General features: G+C 71.5%; 15 protein-coding genes. 9 read left to right on the top strand and 6 right to left on the bottom strand.

Annotated features, from left to right (window positions below; all coding sequences use genetic code 11):
- Positions 1-69: 69 nt before the first annotated feature.
- Positions 70-552, top strand: coding sequence for an anthrone oxygenase family protein (locus ACV530_RS06685; protein ID WP_494331325.1), 483 nt, complete (start codon positions 70-72; stop codon positions 550-552).
- A gap of 62 nt (positions 553-614) precedes the next feature.
- Positions 615-1,607 carry an AraC family transcriptional regulator gene (locus tag ACV530_RS06680; RefSeq protein WP_494331324.1) on the top strand — a complete coding sequence of 331 codons (993 nt, stop codon included), beginning with the start codon at positions 615-617 and terminating at the stop codon, positions 1,605-1,607.
- 27 nt (positions 1,608-1,634) lie between these two features.
- Here the strand turns inward: ACV530_RS06680 and ACV530_RS06675 are convergent, their stop codons facing one another.
- Genes ACV530_RS06675 through ACV530_RS06655 form a run of 5 tightly spaced genes read right to left on the bottom strand, consistent with a single transcriptional unit; the run spans position 1,635 to position 6,924 of the window.
- Positions 1,635-2,456: an alpha/beta fold hydrolase gene (locus tag ACV530_RS06675; protein WP_494331323.1), complete on the bottom strand. Its 822-nt coding sequence runs from the start codon at positions 2,454-2,456 to the stop codon at positions 1,635-1,637.
- Entirely contained in the window at positions 2,453-2,932 is a 480-nt protein-coding gene (locus ACV530_RS06670; RefSeq protein ID WP_494331322.1) for an SRPBCC family protein, read from the bottom strand. The genes ACV530_RS06675 and ACV530_RS06670 overlap by 4 nt, the downstream gene beginning before the upstream one ends.
- Positions 2,933-2,961: 29 nt before the next feature.
- Positions 2,962-4,452: an FAD-binding protein gene (locus tag ACV530_RS06665; RefSeq protein WP_494331321.1), complete on the bottom strand. Its 1,491-nt coding sequence runs from the start codon at positions 4,450-4,452 to the stop codon at positions 2,962-2,964.
- Positions 4,453-4,471: 19 nt separating this feature from the next.
- Positions 4,472-6,034 carry a flavin-containing monooxygenase gene (locus tag ACV530_RS06660; protein ID WP_494331320.1) on the bottom strand — a complete coding sequence of 521 codons (1,563 nt, stop codon included), beginning with the start codon at positions 6,032-6,034 and terminating at the stop codon, positions 4,472-4,474.
- 11 nt (positions 6,035-6,045) lie between these two features.
- On the bottom strand, positions 6,046-6,924 hold the full coding sequence (locus ACV530_RS06655; protein WP_494331319.1) for a class I SAM-dependent methyltransferase: 879 nt from the start codon (positions 6,922-6,924) through the stop codon (positions 6,046-6,048).
- A 189-nt stretch (positions 6,925-7,113) separates the two neighbouring features.
- Here ACV530_RS06655 and ACV530_RS06650 point away from each other — a divergent pair, with 189 nt between their 5' ends.
- The 3 genes from ACV530_RS06650 to ACV530_RS06640 are packed head-to-tail and all read left to right on the top strand — an operon-like array spanning position 7,114 to position 9,117.
- On the top strand, positions 7,114-7,368 hold the full coding sequence (locus ACV530_RS06650) for a hypothetical protein (RefSeq protein ID WP_494331318.1): 255 nt from the start codon (positions 7,114-7,116) through the stop codon (positions 7,366-7,368).
- Between the two features lie 13 nt (positions 7,369-7,381).
- The gene (locus ACV530_RS06645; protein ID WP_494331317.1) at positions 7,382-8,368 is read left to right on the top strand and encodes a 3-oxoacyl-ACP synthase III family protein; all 987 of its coding nucleotides are present in this window, start codon (positions 7,382-7,384) and stop codon (positions 8,366-8,368) included.
- Positions 8,365-9,117 carry an SDR family NAD(P)-dependent oxidoreductase gene (locus ACV530_RS06640; RefSeq protein ID WP_494331316.1) on the top strand — a complete coding sequence of 251 codons (753 nt, stop codon included), beginning with the start codon at positions 8,365-8,367 and terminating at the stop codon, positions 9,115-9,117. The genes ACV530_RS06645 and ACV530_RS06640 overlap by 4 nt, the downstream gene beginning before the upstream one ends.
- A 56-nt stretch (positions 9,118-9,173) precedes the next feature.
- Here ACV530_RS06640 and ACV530_RS06635 read toward each other — a convergent pair whose 3' ends face one another.
- On the bottom strand, positions 9,174-10,031 hold the full coding sequence (locus ACV530_RS06635; RefSeq protein ID WP_494331315.1) for an AfsR/SARP family transcriptional regulator: 858 nt from the start codon (positions 10,029-10,031) through the stop codon (positions 9,174-9,176).
- Between the two features lie 233 nt (positions 10,032-10,264).
- Here ACV530_RS06635 and ACV530_RS06630 point away from each other — a divergent pair, with 233 nt between their 5' ends.
- From ACV530_RS06630 to ACV530_RS06615, 4 genes are read left to right on the top strand one after another with little or no spacing between them, the layout of a single operon-like run.
- Positions 10,265-11,482, top strand: coding sequence for an aminotransferase class I/II-fold pyridoxal phosphate-dependent enzyme (locus tag ACV530_RS06630; RefSeq protein WP_494331314.1), 1,218 nt, complete (start codon positions 10,265-10,267; stop codon positions 11,480-11,482).
- A 15-nt stretch (positions 11,483-11,497) separates the two neighbouring features.
- A complete protein-coding gene (locus ACV530_RS06625; RefSeq protein WP_494331313.1) occupies positions 11,498-12,733 on the top strand; it encodes a beta-ketoacyl-[acyl-carrier-protein] synthase family protein in 1,236 nt (411 codons plus the stop codon).
- Complete coding sequence (locus ACV530_RS06620) at positions 12,730-13,536, top strand: MaoC/PaaZ C-terminal domain-containing protein (RefSeq protein ID WP_494331312.1); 807 nt, start codon at positions 12,730-12,732, stop codon at positions 13,534-13,536. The genes ACV530_RS06625 and ACV530_RS06620 overlap by 4 nt, the downstream gene beginning before the upstream one ends.
- Positions 13,533-14,981 carry an AMP-binding protein gene (locus ACV530_RS06615; RefSeq protein ID WP_494331311.1) on the top strand — a complete coding sequence of 483 codons (1,449 nt, stop codon included), beginning with the start codon at positions 13,533-13,535 and terminating at the stop codon, positions 14,979-14,981. Before ACV530_RS06620 ends, ACV530_RS06615 begins: the two co-directional genes overlap by 4 nt.
- Positions 14,982-14,990 lie beyond the last annotated feature (9 nt).

The following is a 14,990-nucleotide window of genomic DNA, read 5'->3' as shown; positions in this document are numbered from 1 at the left end:
GGTGCCGCGTCCGGGCCCCCGCGGACGCGGCACCGGCCCCCCCTACGTCACCCCTCGAGGAGCCCGGCCATGACCGCCGCCCAGCCCGCGCTCACCGCCGCCACTGTCGCCATGGGGCTCAGTGCCGGCCTGTACTTCGCCTTCGACATCTCCGTGCTGCCGGGACTCGACCGCACCGACGACCACACCTATGTGGCCGTCATGCGGCACATCAACGAGGCCATCGAGAACGGGCTGTTCGGGCTGGTGTTCATCGGCGCGTTCCTGGCGACCGGTGTGGCCGGCGGCCTGCTCCGGCGCGGCGGGCTCCGTACCGCGGCCCGGTGGACCTGGGCGGCGCTGGGGCTCTACACCGCGGCCGTGGCACTGACCGCAGGCATCAACGTTCCGCTCAACCGGCGCTTGGCCTCGGCCGGCGGTTCCGCCGGTGAACTCGCCTCGCTGCGCGGCAGGTTCGCCTCGGCGTGGGTGCCGTCCAACGCCGCCCGCACCCTGGCCTGCACCGCGGCGCTGGTGTGCCTCTGCCGGGCACTCGCCGCCGCCCGCCCCTGATCGCGTCCGCCCTCACCGGTTCCCCGCCGGGAGGGTGGGCGCTTCCTCACCGGGAGAGCCACATGGATGTTTTCACCGGACTTCTCGAGGAGCCCAAGGCACGCGGCGCGTTCCTGCTCAAGTCCGTCTTCAGCCCGCCGTGGTCGCTGCGCATCGAGGACCGTGCCCCGGTCTCGCTGGTGACCATGGTGCGCGGCGAGGCATGGGTGATGCCCGACGGCGGCACGCCCGCGCTGATCGGGCCGGGCGATGTCGCCGTGCTGCGCGGCCCCGACCCGTACACCCTCGCCGACGCCCCGGACACCCCCGTGCACATCACGGTCGGGCCCGAACAGCGTTGCAACACCGCCAAGGGCGAGGACGTCACCGACTCCATGGCCCTGGGCGTCCGCACCTGGGGGGACACCATGGGGCAGGACTCCTCCGTCATGCTCAGCGGCACGTACCAGGCACCCGGCGAGATCGGCCGCCGCCTGCTCGGCGCGCTGCCGGCCCTGCTCGTACGCCCCGCCGGGCCCGGGCCCGACCCGCTGGTCGATCTGCTCGCGCGCGAGACCGTCCGCGACGAGCCGGGCCAGGAGCTGGTGCTGGACCGCCTGTTGGACCTGCTGTTCATCGGCGTGCTCCGCACCTGGCTGGCCGAGCCCGCGTCGGGTGTCCCGTCCTGGTACCGCGCGCAGTCCGACCCCGTGGCCGGCCCCGCCCTGCGGCTGCTGCACGACAACCCGGCACACGCCTGGACGGTGGACGTGCTCGCCCGAAAGGTCGGCGTCTCCCGGGCCGGTCTGGCACGCCGTTTCACCGCGGCCGTGGGCGAACCCCCGATGGCGTACCTGGCCTCCTGGCGGCTGGCCCTGGCCGCCGACCTGCTGCGCCGGCCGGACCTCACCCTGGCCGCCGTGGCCCGCCAGGTCGGCTACGGCAGCGCGTTCGCGCTGAGCTCCGCCTTCAAACGGGTGCGGGGCATCAGCCCGCACGAGTTCCGCACCAGCGGTGCGGCGGCGCAGGCCATGCCCCGTACCGTGCCGTCGCAGACGGTCGTCCTCGGCACCTGAACCCCGTTGGCGCCCGAACCCGTCTCGTCAGGCCAGCTCGCCCACCGCGTCCACGACGGCATCGGGGCGCTCGAGCGGCAGCATGTGGCCGGCGCCCGGCAGCAGTTCGAATCGGGCCTTCGGCAGTGCTTCGGCCACCGCGCGCCCCAGTTTCGGCGCGATCACCCGGTCGCCCTCTCCCGCCAGGACGATCGCGCTGATGCGCACCGAGGCCAGCGCCGCGCGCAGGTCCATGCCGCGCGAGGAGCGGAAGGCGTCGGCCCGGACCCGGGCCTCGGTCGCCGCGAACATCTGGCGGTTGACGTCGCGCAGCCGGGGATCGGAGCGCTTGCCCATCGTCTGGCCCAGGAGCGCCCGGCCCAGCGCGGGCCTGGAGAGCGCCCAGGAGAACAGGGCGCTGCCCATCATCCTGACCTCACCGTCGGGGGTGTCCTGACTGTGCGCCGCGGTGCTCAGCAGCACCATGCCTCTCAACTGCCGTACGCCGGAGGCGACATACGACAGCGTTGCGAAACCGCCGCCGGAGTGGCCGACGACCAGCGCGTCCGGCGCGTCCACATGGCCCAGGACGGTGCCCAGATCCGCCCCCAGGCGCCTGATGCCGAACGGCTCCGTGCCCTGGGTGGAGGTGCCGTGGCCCCGCTGGTCGTACAGCACCACCCGGTGTCCCTGCCGGATCAGCGCGTCGGCCACGGTGCCCCACATCCGGCGGGCGCCGGCCCAGCCGTGGACGAGGACCACGGTCGTCCCCGATGCGGCACCCAGCGGTGCCAGCACGCTGACGGCGAGCCGGGCACCGTCCTCGGTGACGGCGGTGGTCTCCACCGCAGCGGGAGCCACCGTCGTCATCGCGTGCCCTCCTCGCGCAGGACACCGTCCAGCGCCACGAACGCCGCGCTCGTCGCCTTCGAGTGCTCCGCCCCGAGATCGGCCACCTTCGCCAGTGCCTTCAGCCAGCCGTGCGGGCGGCCGCGGAAGTGCATGCCGATCCTGGTCCTCGAGCCGTCGTCGACGGGTTCCAGCACGAAGTGGCCCGGACCGCGGAACACCCCGTCGACGTACTCGACGCAGAGCCGACGGCCCGGTTCGACCGCGGTCGTGCGTGCGGTGAAGCGCAGTTTCAGTCCTCCCTTGTCGACGCCTCTGGTGTGCACCGTGACCTTCACCTCGCCGCCGACCTCGTCCGGGGCGCCGGACGAGGCGGTGAAGGTGTTGGCCGATACCCACCACCGGGCCGCGCCGCGGAACTCGGCGAGCAGCGCGTCCCAGACGGCGTCCGGCGGGGCGTCGACGACTGCCTCGTCGATCACGTCGTAGCCTGTCATGTCACTTCTCCTGCGGTGAGATTGAGGGGTCAGCCGAAGAAACCCTGGCCCGGGGTGAGCACATTGCCCGGGTCGTATCTGCGCTTGGCGGCGTAGAGCGTGTTCCAGCTGCTGCCGAAGTGGGTCTTCCAGTCGGCGGTGGTCATGCCCGGCACCGCTCCGACCAAGTAGCGCTTGGCGCCGAGGGCGACCGCCCTGTCGTAGAGCCGGCGGTTCTGTTCGAGCATCTGCGGAATGGTCGTGTCACCGGGGTCGGGGAACCGCAGGAGGTCGAAGAGGTAGGCCGTCGGCTCGTTCGGCTGGACCGCCAGCGGGCGGGTGATCTTCGACGTCCAGTACGGGTAGAACAGCAGGAACCCGGCGCCCAGGCTCTGCGCGGTGAGCTCCCTCTCCGCGAGTTCCATGAATGCCTTCGCCTTCGAGGCGGGCAGGAACAGGCTGAGCCACGGCTTCCGTTGGGCCCAGTGGCCGCTGCGCTTGAGGTCGGACTCGATGCTGTTCAGCCGGAACACATAGTCGCGGTAGGCGTGGTCCTCGATCACCGCGTCGCCGCGGCTGTCGTGCAGATTGGCCAGCAGCCGGTCCCGGTCCGGGAGGGCGGTGCCCGAGTAGGTGGACACCGCCTCCATCTTGTAGCGCCAGCCGGAGTTGTCGGGCCTGCGCTGCATCTCGCCCGCCTGCATGTCGAACCGCCGGTCCGCCATCACCGCCTCGGCGTCGGCGAGGTAGGACGCTACGTCGTTGTAGAACAGGTTGAGGACCAGGGCGCGTTCGGGGAGGGGCATCAGCGCGACCTTGGCGCGCAGGATCACCGCTGCCTGTCCGCCGCCTGCCAGCGCCGCGTTGAACAGATCGGGCCGCGTCGTGGCCGACACGGTGAGCAGTTCGCCCGTGCCCGTGATGACGTCCAGCGACTGGACGGTGTCGCACATCAGCCCGTACGTCTGCACGGTGCCGCCGATGCCGCCGACCGAGAGCGTGCCCCCGATGGACAGGTGCAGATAGTCGGGCAGCGCGGGCGGGGTCGCCCCCGCCCTGGCGGCCTCGTCGGTGAGCTGTCCCCAGGTGACCCCGGCCTCGACCACGGCGCTCGTGGCGTCGATGCTCACGATCCGCGACATCGCCCGGGCGTCCACGGAGATGCCTCCGGCGGGAACCGCGGCCTGCCCGTACACCGAGTGCGACTCCAGGTCCGCACCCGTGCCGCCCTGGCCGTTCACGGCGAGCTTCAGACCGTTGGCACGGGCGAAGTTCACCATCTTCACGATGTCCTGGTCGGAGCCGGGGCGCAGCACCGCCCAGGGTGCCGAGGGCCTCAGCCGGCCGAAGTCGTGCCCGAATCCCTCGAGTTCCGCCGCGGCGACAGTCAGTGTGCCGTCCAGCGCCGGGACCGGCAGCAGCCCGGGTTTCTTCCTGCCCAGGTCCTCGACCGTGGCCCAGGACCGGGTCGCGGCGCTCCAGCCGACGACCGTGGCCGCGATCCCGCCCAGCAGCCCGCGCCGCGACAGCGTGGTGTTCATCCCCTGTGCCTCCGTTCGGTCAGGCGCGTTCGAGGGCCGGTCTCCCGGCACCCACGATGGTGGCCAGCTGGTATTCGGCGGGGTCGAAGCGCCGGGTCTGGCGGCGGAACCGCCAGGTGTAGGTGGGCCAGATCGACGGGTTGCGGCCGTGTTCGTCGAGGTACCAGCTCTTGCAGTTCCCGGCATTCCACACGGTGCCCTCGAGGCGCCCCTGCAGCCCCTGGTTCCAGGCGTCCTGGGCCTCCTGGCGCACCTCGACGCTGGCCAGGCCGCGCTTCTCCATCTGCCGCAGGGCGTCGAGGACGTAGCCGATCTGCGCCTCGATCATCACCACCTGCGAGGAGTGGCCGAGCGTGGTGTTGGGGCCGAGCAGCAGGAACAGGTTGGGGAATCCGGCCACCGTGGTCCCCCGGTGCGCCGCCATGCCGCGCGCCTGCCACACGTCGCGCAGGAGCCTGCCGCCGCGTCCGGTGATCAGCCCGGCGACGGGCCGGTCGGTGGCCTTGAAGCCGGTCCCCAGGATGATCGTGTCGACCTCGCGTTCGGTGCCGTCGGCGGTGACGACCGACGTGGGCCGGACCTGTGCGATGCGGTCGGTGATCAGCTCGACGTTGGGCTGCTGGATCGCCGGGTACCAGGCGTTGGAGAACAACAGGCGCTTGCACGCCATGACGTAGTCGGGGGTGAGCCGCTCCCGCAGCCCGGGGTCCTTGACGCTCTTGGCCAGGTGGTCACTGGCCATCTTCTGCATTTTCAACGCCACTTGGGGGCGCTTCATCACGAACGCGAGGACTTCGCGGCCCCACATGTTGAAGTTCCGCCGGAAGTTCTGGTAGCCGGGCACGTTGTGCAGCAGTCGCGCCTGCAGCGGGCTGGTCGGCTTGTCGTTCTTGGGGCCGATCCACGGCGGCGTGCGCTGGTACAGGTCGAGCCGGCCCACCTCGGGCTGGATCGCGGGGACGAACTGGATGGCCGAGGCGCCCGTGCCGATGACCGCGACCTTGCGGCCGGCCAGGTCGTGCCGGTGGTTCCAGCGCGAGGAGTGGAACACCTCGCCCTCGAAGCCGGCGAGGCCGGGGATGTCGGGGACCGACGGTTCGGAGAGGTATCCGGTACCCGTGACCAGGACCTGTGCCGTGTAGTCGCCCTGGGAGGTGCGGATGTGCCAGTGGCGGGTGGGCTCGTCCCAACGGGCCTCGAGCAGTTCGTGCCGGAAGCGGATGTACGGGCGGACCCCGAAGCGGTCGGCGACGTCACGCAGGTAGGCGTACAGCTCCTTCTGCTTGCCGAACGTGGACGTCCAGCCGGGGTTGCGGGCGAAGGAGAACGAGTACAGGTGGGACATCACGTCGCAGGCGGCGCCGGGATAGGAGTTGTCCCGCCAGGTGCCGCCCACCTCATCGGCCCGTTCGAAGACCAGGAAGTCGTCGATGCCCTTCTGCAGCAGCCGGACGGCCATGCCCAGGCCGGAGAACCCGCTGCCGATGACCGCGACGCGCAGGTGCCGGGTCGGGCCACCGCCCGTCCGGCGGGCGGCCGGCGCGGGACTGTCGCTGCGCGGGGGTTCGAGAATGCTCGTCACAGTGGGTCTCCTCAGCGGCGCGCGATGGTGACGCGGAAGTTATTGAAGAACTTGTCCTCGAGCGTGTAGGCGAAGATGTCCAGGTAGCGCTCGAAGCGGGCGACGACCTCCTCGCCCTCCAGGGCCACGGCCTCGTCGCGGCGGGCGGCCAGCAGCTCCAGCCAGGCACGGCAGGCGACGGCGAACGACTCGCGCTCGTTGACGATCTCGACGACGTCGAACAATCCCTCGGCCGCCTGTGTCAGTTCGTGCAGGTGCGGGATGTGGCAGCCCTCGAACTCCGAGCGCTGGAGGAACTTCAGGTCGTCCAGCAACTTACGGTTCATCGGCTGGGCCTCGGCGGTCATGGTGTGCAGCACGAACCGCGCGCCGGGGCGCAGGGCCGCGGCTGTCTTCTGGAAGAACACCCGGTATTTCCTGGTGCGTTCGCGGGGCGGCAGCGAGGAGGAGACGAAGTGCTCCAGCGCGTTGATGCAGAACGCGGCGTCGTACGGCTCGCCGGTGCTGTGCTGCTCCCAGCTCTCCACGCGCGTGGTGATGCGCGGGTTGCCGAGGCCGGTGATGAACTGCTCCTGGGTGCGGCTGAGGGTGAGGCCGGTGGCGTGTTCCACGCCGTGCACGGTCGTCAACCGGTTGAGCATCGTGCCCCAGCCGCAGCCGATGTCCAGCACCCGCCGGGCGCCGGCGGCGTGCGCGAGCTCGACGAAGGTGTCGAGCTTGCGTTCCTGCGCCTCGTCGAGGGCCTCGGTCAGGCCCTCCCCGTCCTCCCAGTACCCGCCGGAGTACATCATCGTCGGGCCCAGCAGCAGGCGGTAGAAGTCGTTGCTCACTTCGTAGTGGTGCCTGATCGCGTCGACTTGCGGCACCGTGCTGTCCGCCACCGTCGTCATTTCGTCCTCACTCCCGTACGGCTCGGTTCCAGGACTTTCCGGGATCGAGGAAAGCGGGCGGCTCGCAACAGATGTGCAACACGGGCGACCGGAGGCGTAGTTGCGCGTGCGTTGCGCGGCGGGGGCTTCGATTTCTCTCACAAGGACCGCAAGTCCCCCTGAGAAAGCCCCGTGAGAGAGGAACCCCTCATGTCCCTGCCCACCGTCGAAGAACTGGCTCGTCAGCTCGAGGCCGTCTCGGGCGCCCAGCACGTCGACCCGGACCATCCGCTGCAGCACATCCCGGACGTGGACTCGCTGGACCTGGTGGAGTGGCTGTACGGCTTCCAGAACAGCCACCCGGACATCCCGGCGGACGAGTCGCTGTTCGCCGACATCGACGACAGCACCACGCTGCGGGTCGTGTACGACCGCATCGTCGCCCTCGTACCGGCCAAGGCCTGAGCGGGAGTTGCCTGTGAACGGCTTCGACATCACCGGGTGGGGCACGGCCGTGCCCGAGCGCGTGATCTCCAGCACGGAGCTCGCGCAACGCTTCGGCGTCGACGAGGAGTGGATCATCAGCCGCTGCGGCATCCATGAGCGGCGCGGCGTCGGACCGGGCCAGACGACCGCCTCCCTGGCCGTCGAGGCCGGTCGGCGTGCGCTGGAGAAAGCAGGGCTGACCGGTGGCGACATCGCCCATCTGATCGTCGCCACCGCGACGCCCGAGCAGCCCTCGCCGGCGACCTCCGCATTCGTCCACCACGACCTGGGCATCGCCGGCAGCGCGCACGACGTGAACGCCGAGTGCGCCGGGTTCCTGTACGGACTGGTGCAGGCGATGGCCCTCATCAAGATCGACCCACGGCCGGTTCTGCTGATCGGTTCCGACACGCACACCCTCAGTGCCGACCCCGCCGACCGCGACCTGTCCATTCTCGTCGGGGACGGCGCGGGCGCGGTGGTGCTCGAGCCGTCGGCCGAGGACCGGGTGCTGGCCTGGAACCTCGGTGCGGACGGCAGTTGCACCGGCAGCCTGAAGGTCCTGGCCGGCGGCAGCCGGATGCCGGCGACCGAGGAGACCGTGCGGCAGGGTCTGCACTACGCGCGGATCAAGGGCAACGAGATCTACCTCAACGCCGTGCGCTACACCGTGCGGACGGTGCGCGAGACGCTGACGACGGCCAAGGTCGAGGCGGCGGACGTGCGGCACGTCATCCCGCACCAGGCGAACATCCGGATCATCAACTCCATTCTGAGCCACACGGGTCTGCGGCCCGAGGCCCTGGTCACCAATCTGCACAAGTACGGGAACACGGCATCGGCATCGGTTCCCATCGCCCTGGCCGAGGCTCTCGACGAGGGCCGGATCAAGGTCGGCGACCTGGTCCTGTTCGCCGGCTTCGGCGCGGGCATGACCTGGGGCTCGCTGCTCATGGAGTGGGGCGGGGACACGGCATGAGCAACAAGCCGGCCGGGGCCCGGCCGGAGCATCCGGTGGCGCTGGTGACAGGCGCCTCCGGAGGACTCGGGCAGGCCCTGGCCATGGAACTCGACGCGCTCGGCTGCCGGGTCGCCGTCCACTACAACACCTCCGAGGCGGCGGCCAGGGCCGTGCAGGACAAGCTCGTCCACGACTCGGTCGTGGTGACCGGGGACGTCGGCTCCTACGACGCGGCCACGGCCATGTACGAGCAGATCGGGGAGCAACTCGGCCCCGTCGACGTCCTCGTCAACAACGGGGCGATCCGCAAGGACGCGCTGATGGCCATGCAGGCACCGGCGGACTGGGCCCAGGTGATCCGGACCAATCTGATCGGTTCCTTCCACACCGCGAGGGCCGCCGTGCCACACATGCTGCGGCAGCGGTGGGGGCGGGTCATCAACATCGTCTCGCCGTCCGGCCTGATCGCCACGGCCGGGCAGACCGCGTACTCGGCGTCGAAAGCGGGCCTCATCGGCTTCACCCGTACGCTGGCGGCCGAGTGCGGCCGGCGCGGGGTGACGGTCAATGCCCTCTCCCCCGGTTTCATGATCACGGGAATGACGGAGAGCCTTCCCGACCGGGTCAAGGAAGGAATGCAGGAAAAGGCCCCGATTCCCCGCCTGGTGACGGCGGACGAGGTGGCTCGGAGCATGAGTCTCTTTCTGGACCAGGACTGTATGACCGGGCAGGTGATCAGTATCGACAGCGGTGTCTCCATTACCTGATACGCCCCTCGGCCCGAAAGCGCCCCGGCACCGCCGGGGCGCTTTCGTGTGCCGCCTCACCGGACCGGCGGGCTCAACGCCTCGAACGCTCCCATCAGCAGGGGGTCGAGCGCGACGACATGTCTCCCGCCGGTCCGGCCGGAGCGGCGCGGACGCGGAGGCTCCGGAGCGCGCAGCAGGTCGAGGTACACCGCCTGCGTCCCGGCCTCGGGCTCGATGCCCAGCTCGTCGGCGAGCACCTTGCGCAGCTGGTGGTAGGCGCGCAGCGCGTACGTACGGTTGCCCGCGGCGGCGTAGGCGGTCATCAGACAGCGGTGGGCGGTTTCCCGGAACGGCGCCCTGCGCACCGCTTCGTCGGCGTACCGCACCGCGTGGTGCCCGTCGCCCAGCGCGGACGCCGACAGGCTCGCCAGTTCCAGGGCGGACAGGCGCAGTTCGTCGATGCGGTCGCGCACCGCGTCGATCCATTCGCCCTCGTGAGCGGGCAGGAAGGAGCCGCGCAGGTTCGACACCGCCGCCGAGGCGAGCTGGTGCGCCACCGCGTGGGCCCCCTCGTCGAACGCGGCCTTCGCCTCGGTGACGGACACCTCCGCGGCCTCCAGGTCGACGGCGGTGTCGTCCGGCAGCCGCAGCAGGTACCGCCCGCTCTGCGCCACCAGCGGCGTCTCCCCGGGCTTCTGCTGCGGGCCGGTGACGTACGCCCTGACCCTGCTGACGATGCTGCGCAGGGCCGATGCCCAGGTGTCGGGCAGGCCCTCCGGCCAGACGGTGTCGGCGAGTTGGTCACGGCTGGTGCCGGTGGACCGCTCCAGGACGAGACGACAGAAGGCGACCTGGGCCTGGGCGCTGGAGAGGTGCTGGGGCTCAGCACCGTCGTGCTCGACCGTGACGAGCCCTATGAGTCTGATCAGCAAAGCGGAATCCCCTTGCTTCCGGCACGGAAAGTGCACTGAACTCGGCCCTGACAGTGGAGTGTAAGCACCCTCGGCCGGAAATAATTCCCGAATGGCCGGAATCCCTCCCTCCGTTGATTGCATGACCATTCAATTCGTGTGCCGCAAGCCCGTATTGCGCACGGCTTGCGGGAACCCGCATAGAAATGGCGGCGCGTTGCGACCGACCGAAAGAACTGGATGAGGAGAGGCACGTGAACGCATCCGGAGGATGGAAACGCCTCGAGCCGAAACTGACCGGGACGCTACGGCGCGTGCAGGCCCTCGAACGGGAACCGGACCGCCGCAACAGCTTCGTCGCCTACACCGTCGAGCGCGACAGCGCCTACGCCGATCTCGACGGACGGCGCCTGCTGATGATGTCCGGCTACAGCTATCTGGGCCTCGCGGGCGACGAGCGGGTCGTCGCCGCGGCGAAGGCGGCGCTCGACCGCTACGGCACCGGCAACCACGGCGTACGGGCGCTGGCCGGTTCCATACCGCTGCACGAGGAACTCGAGTCCGAGGTCGCCCGGTTCGCCGATCGCGAGGCGGCCATGGTGTTCGGCTCCGGGTACGCGGCCAACCTCGGCACCGTCGGCGGACTGGTCGGCCCCGGCGACACCGTCTTCATCGACAAGTACGACCACGCCAGCATCGTCGACGGCTGCCGGCTCTCCGGCGCCACCGTGACCCGCTTCCGCCACAACGACGTCGGCCACCTGGAGCGGCGCCTCGCGGCGGCCGACCCGAACGGCATCCGGCTGGTCATCGTCGACAGCGTCTACTCCATGGACGGCGACATCGCCCCCTTGCCCGAACTGCGCAGGGTGTGCGACGCGTACGACGCCCTGCTGATGGTCGACGAGGCCCATGCCCTCGGCGTGATCGGCGCGACCGGACGCGGCATCGAGGAGCACTTCGACTGGACCGCCAGGGTCGACATCAAGCTGGGCACGCTCTCCAAGGCCATTCCCTCCATGGGCGGTTGGGTCGCCGGCCCCGCCGAGCTGATCGGCCACCTCCGCTATGCCGCCCGCCCCTTCCTGTTCTCCGCGGCCCTCGGCCCCGCCCAGGCCGCCGCGGCCCTGGAGTCGTTGCGCATCCTGCGACGGGAGCCGCACCGGGTCACCCACATCCAGACCCAGTCGGCGCGCCTGCGGAGCCTGTTGCACGCCGAGGGGCTGCGCACCCAGGACAGCGAGACCGCGGTGATCCCGCTGATCGCCGGTTCCGACGAGGCCGCGTACGACCTCGCCACCCTGTGCCGTCACAACGGGGTGATCGGCCTGCCCGTGGTGACCCCGGCGGTCCCCAACGACCTCGCGCGCCTGCGCATCGCCGTCACCGCCCGGCACACCGAGGCCGATCTCGACTTCGCGGCGGAGGCGTTCGTGAAGTCCGCCCGCGCCTGCGGCATTCCCGCCTCCTGACAGGACGGATCCACCATGGCGACCTCCACCAGACCACCGGTCGTGATCACGGGTATCGGCGTGGTCACCCCCGCGGGCTGCACGCCCGACGCACTGTGGGCCGGCCTGCGGGCCGGCCGGTCCACCGCCGCCCCGCTCACCCACCTCGACCTCGCCCGGCACCGGGTCCGCATCGGCTGCCGGGTCACCGGACTCGACGACGTCGGCCTCGTCCCCGTCAAGGACGCCCGCCGCCTGGACCCGTTCGCCCTGTACGGCACGACCGCCGCGCTCGCCGCCCACCGCGACGCGGGCGGCCCCGCCCCGGACCCGGCCCGTACCGCGATCGTGGTCGGCAACGCGGTCGGCGGCCGGGCCACCAGCGACCGGGAGTCGGCCCATTTCACGGCCGACGGCCCGCACCGGGTCAACCCGCTGATGCCGCTGATGACGATGCCCAACGCCGCCGCCGCACAGATCGCCATGCGGCTCGGCTGGACGGGCCCCGCCCTCACCGTCGCCACCACCTGTGCCAGCGGTGCCGACGCCATCGGACACGGCATGGCCCTGCTGCACAGCGGCCGGGCCGACGTCGTCCTCGCGGGTGGCTGCGAATCGACGCTCACCCCCGTCACCCTCGCCGGGTTCGGCAACCTCAACGCGGTCTCCCTGCGCAACGACGAACCCGCCCACGCCTGCCGGCCCTTCGACACCGGCCGCGACGGATTCGTGATGGGAGAGGGCGCCGGCTTCGTCGTCCTGGAACGCCTCGACGACGCACGCGCCCGGGGAGCACGGCCCTACGCCGAGGTCGCCGGGTACGCCGCCACGTCCGACGCCCACCACCTGTCCATGCCGCTGCCCGACGGAACGGGTGCTGTCGCGGCCATGACCGGCGCCCTCGCCGATGCCGGCCTGGCGCCCTCCGACATCGCCCACGTCAACGCGCACGGCACCGCCACACCGCACAACGACCGTGCCGAAGCGGCCGCGCTGACCAAGGTGTTCGGGCCCGGCGGCCCGCCCGTCACCGCTTCCAAGGGCGTCCTCGGCCATCTGATCGGCGCCGCCGGCGCCGTGGAGGTGATCGCCGCCGTCCAGGCCATGCGCGCCTGCGAGGTCCCGCCCACCGCCAACCACGAACACCTCGAACCGGGAATGAAGATAGACGTGGTGCACCGGCAGCCACGCCCCATCGCCTCGGGCCCCGCTCTGTCGAACTCGTTCGGCTTCGGCGGCCACAACGCCAGCGTGGTGGTGGTCCCCGCATGACCATCACCGCACCCGTCACCGAATGCACCGCGACTGACGAGGAGTTGGCCGCCTACCGTGCAGCCGTGCGCGCTGGCCACCTGCCGCCCGCCGCCACCGGCGCGCCCTCGCCCGTCCACGCCTTCGTCCTCGCCCACACCGCCGCACAGGCGACCGTCCGCGCCGTGGCCACCGGCCAGGACCCCTCCGTGGTGCACCTCAGCCAGGACATCCACCTGCACCGGCCACTGCGGGCCGGGGAACCGGCCGCCGTCACCGCCGATGTGCTCGGCGTCCGGCGGGAGGCCCGGGGCGTCCGCGTCGCCGTACGCACCCGGCTGACCAACAGCGACGGAGCGCTCGCCGAACTGGTCACCCAGGCCCTGCTGTTGGGCGCGCACACGGACACGCCGTACGGCGAGATCCCGGCGGGCCCCGCCTCGGCACCCGCCGGCGGCCCGGGCCTGCCGGTCACCGTCACCCACGTTCCGACCCCCGAGTGGATCCGTTCCTATGCCCGGGCCTCCGGCGACCTCAGCCCCATCCACCTCGACGAACACGCCGCCCGCGCAGCCGGGTTCGACACGGTGATCGCCCACGGCATGGGGGTGATCGCGCTGGTCTGCGAGGAGATCGCCGACCGGTACGCGGACGGGGACATCGGCCGGATCCGTGCCGTCAGCGGCCGGTTCTCCGCTCCCGTCGCCCCGCACCTGCCCCTGCGGACCACGCTGTGCCGCGACGAGGGCACAGGCGGCGTCCACTTCACCTGCCGTACGCCCCAGGGGCCCGCCGTCAAGGCCGGATGGGTGGCCGTGCGATGAGCGGACCCACCGGTCTCGTCACCGGCTTCCTCGCCCAAGTGCACTCCCGTCCCGACGCCTCCGCCCTCGTCTGGCACGGCGAACAGTGGACCTACCGGCGGCTGTACGAGGCGGCCGAGCGCGAACGCGAACGCCTCGCCGGGCTGGGCCTCGCACCCGGCGAGAGCGTCGGCGTCCTCGCCGCCAAGTCCCCGGGCGCCGTCGCCCTGGCGCTGGCCTGCCTCCTGTCCGGCCGGCCGTTCCTGCTGCCGTCACCGGCGCTCGCGGGGAACCTGCTGGCCGAGTTGTTCGCCCAGGCGGGCTGCACACGGGTGCTCGCCCCCGCGGGAGAACCCGAACCGGCCCTGCCGACCGGGACAGCCGCGGCCCAGCGGATCCCGGCCGGCACCGCCTTCCTCCTCACCACCTCCGGCTCCACCGGACTGCCCAAGATCGTTCCGCTGCCGCACGACGGCGTGGACCGCTTCATCGCCTGGGCCGGGCCCGCGTTCGGCATCGCACCGGGCACCACCGTGCTCAACCACGCACCCCTCAGCTTCGACCTGTGCCTGCTGGACGTGTGGACCACGCTCGCCCGCGGCGGGCGCGTCGTCCTCGTCGACCCCGTGCAAGGTGTCAACGCCCGCCATGTTCTCAACCTGTTGGTGCAGTACGAGCCGCACGTCGTCCAGGCCGTGCCCATGCTGTACGGGCTGCTGGCCGACGCGGCCCGCAGGGCCGGGACCGTCCTGCCCGCCGTACGCCACGCGATCTTCACCGGCGACGCGATCCCGGGCCACGTCCTCGCCGCCTTGCCCGGGCTCTTCCCGCACGCACGCCTCTACAACGTCTACGGCTGCACCGAGACCAACGACAGCTTCCTGCACGAGGTGGACGCCGCTGCCACTGCCGTCTCCCTCGGCACCCCGCTGCCGGGGGTCGGGACACTGATCGTCGACGCCGACGGCGCGGCGGTGCACGGCCCGGGCGCCGGCGAACTCTACGTCTCCACCCCCTTCCAGTCACCCGGCTACCTCGACCCCGCCCGCAACACCGGCCGCTTCACCGGCCATCCGCACGGCCTGGACGACCGCGCCTGGTTCCGCACCGGCGACCTGGTGCGGCGCGACGCCGAGGGCCGGGTCCACCTGACCGGACGCACCGACTTTCAGGTCAAGGTGCGTGGCGTCGCCGTCAACACCGCCGAAGTCGAGCAGGTGTTGCTGCGCCATCCCGACGTCACGGAAGCAGCCGTCGTCGCCCGGCCCGACCCCCTCACCGGACGCACCCTCGTCGCCGCGGTCCGCCGCGGCCCCGGGGCGCGACTCAACAGCCTGCAGGTGAAGAACCATTGCGCCCGCAGCCTGCCCAGGGCCGCCGTGCCCGCGGTCGTCCGGATCACCGACGCCCCCCTGCCCACGACCCCGACCGGAAAGGTCGACCGCACCGCGATCGACCGCAACTGACGGAGGAAG

This window comes from Streptomyces sp. SX-6 (genome assembly GCF_059089585.1).
The sequence above is the reverse complement of the archived record's forward strand: the minus strand, read 5'-3'. Positions and strand labels throughout refer to the sequence as shown.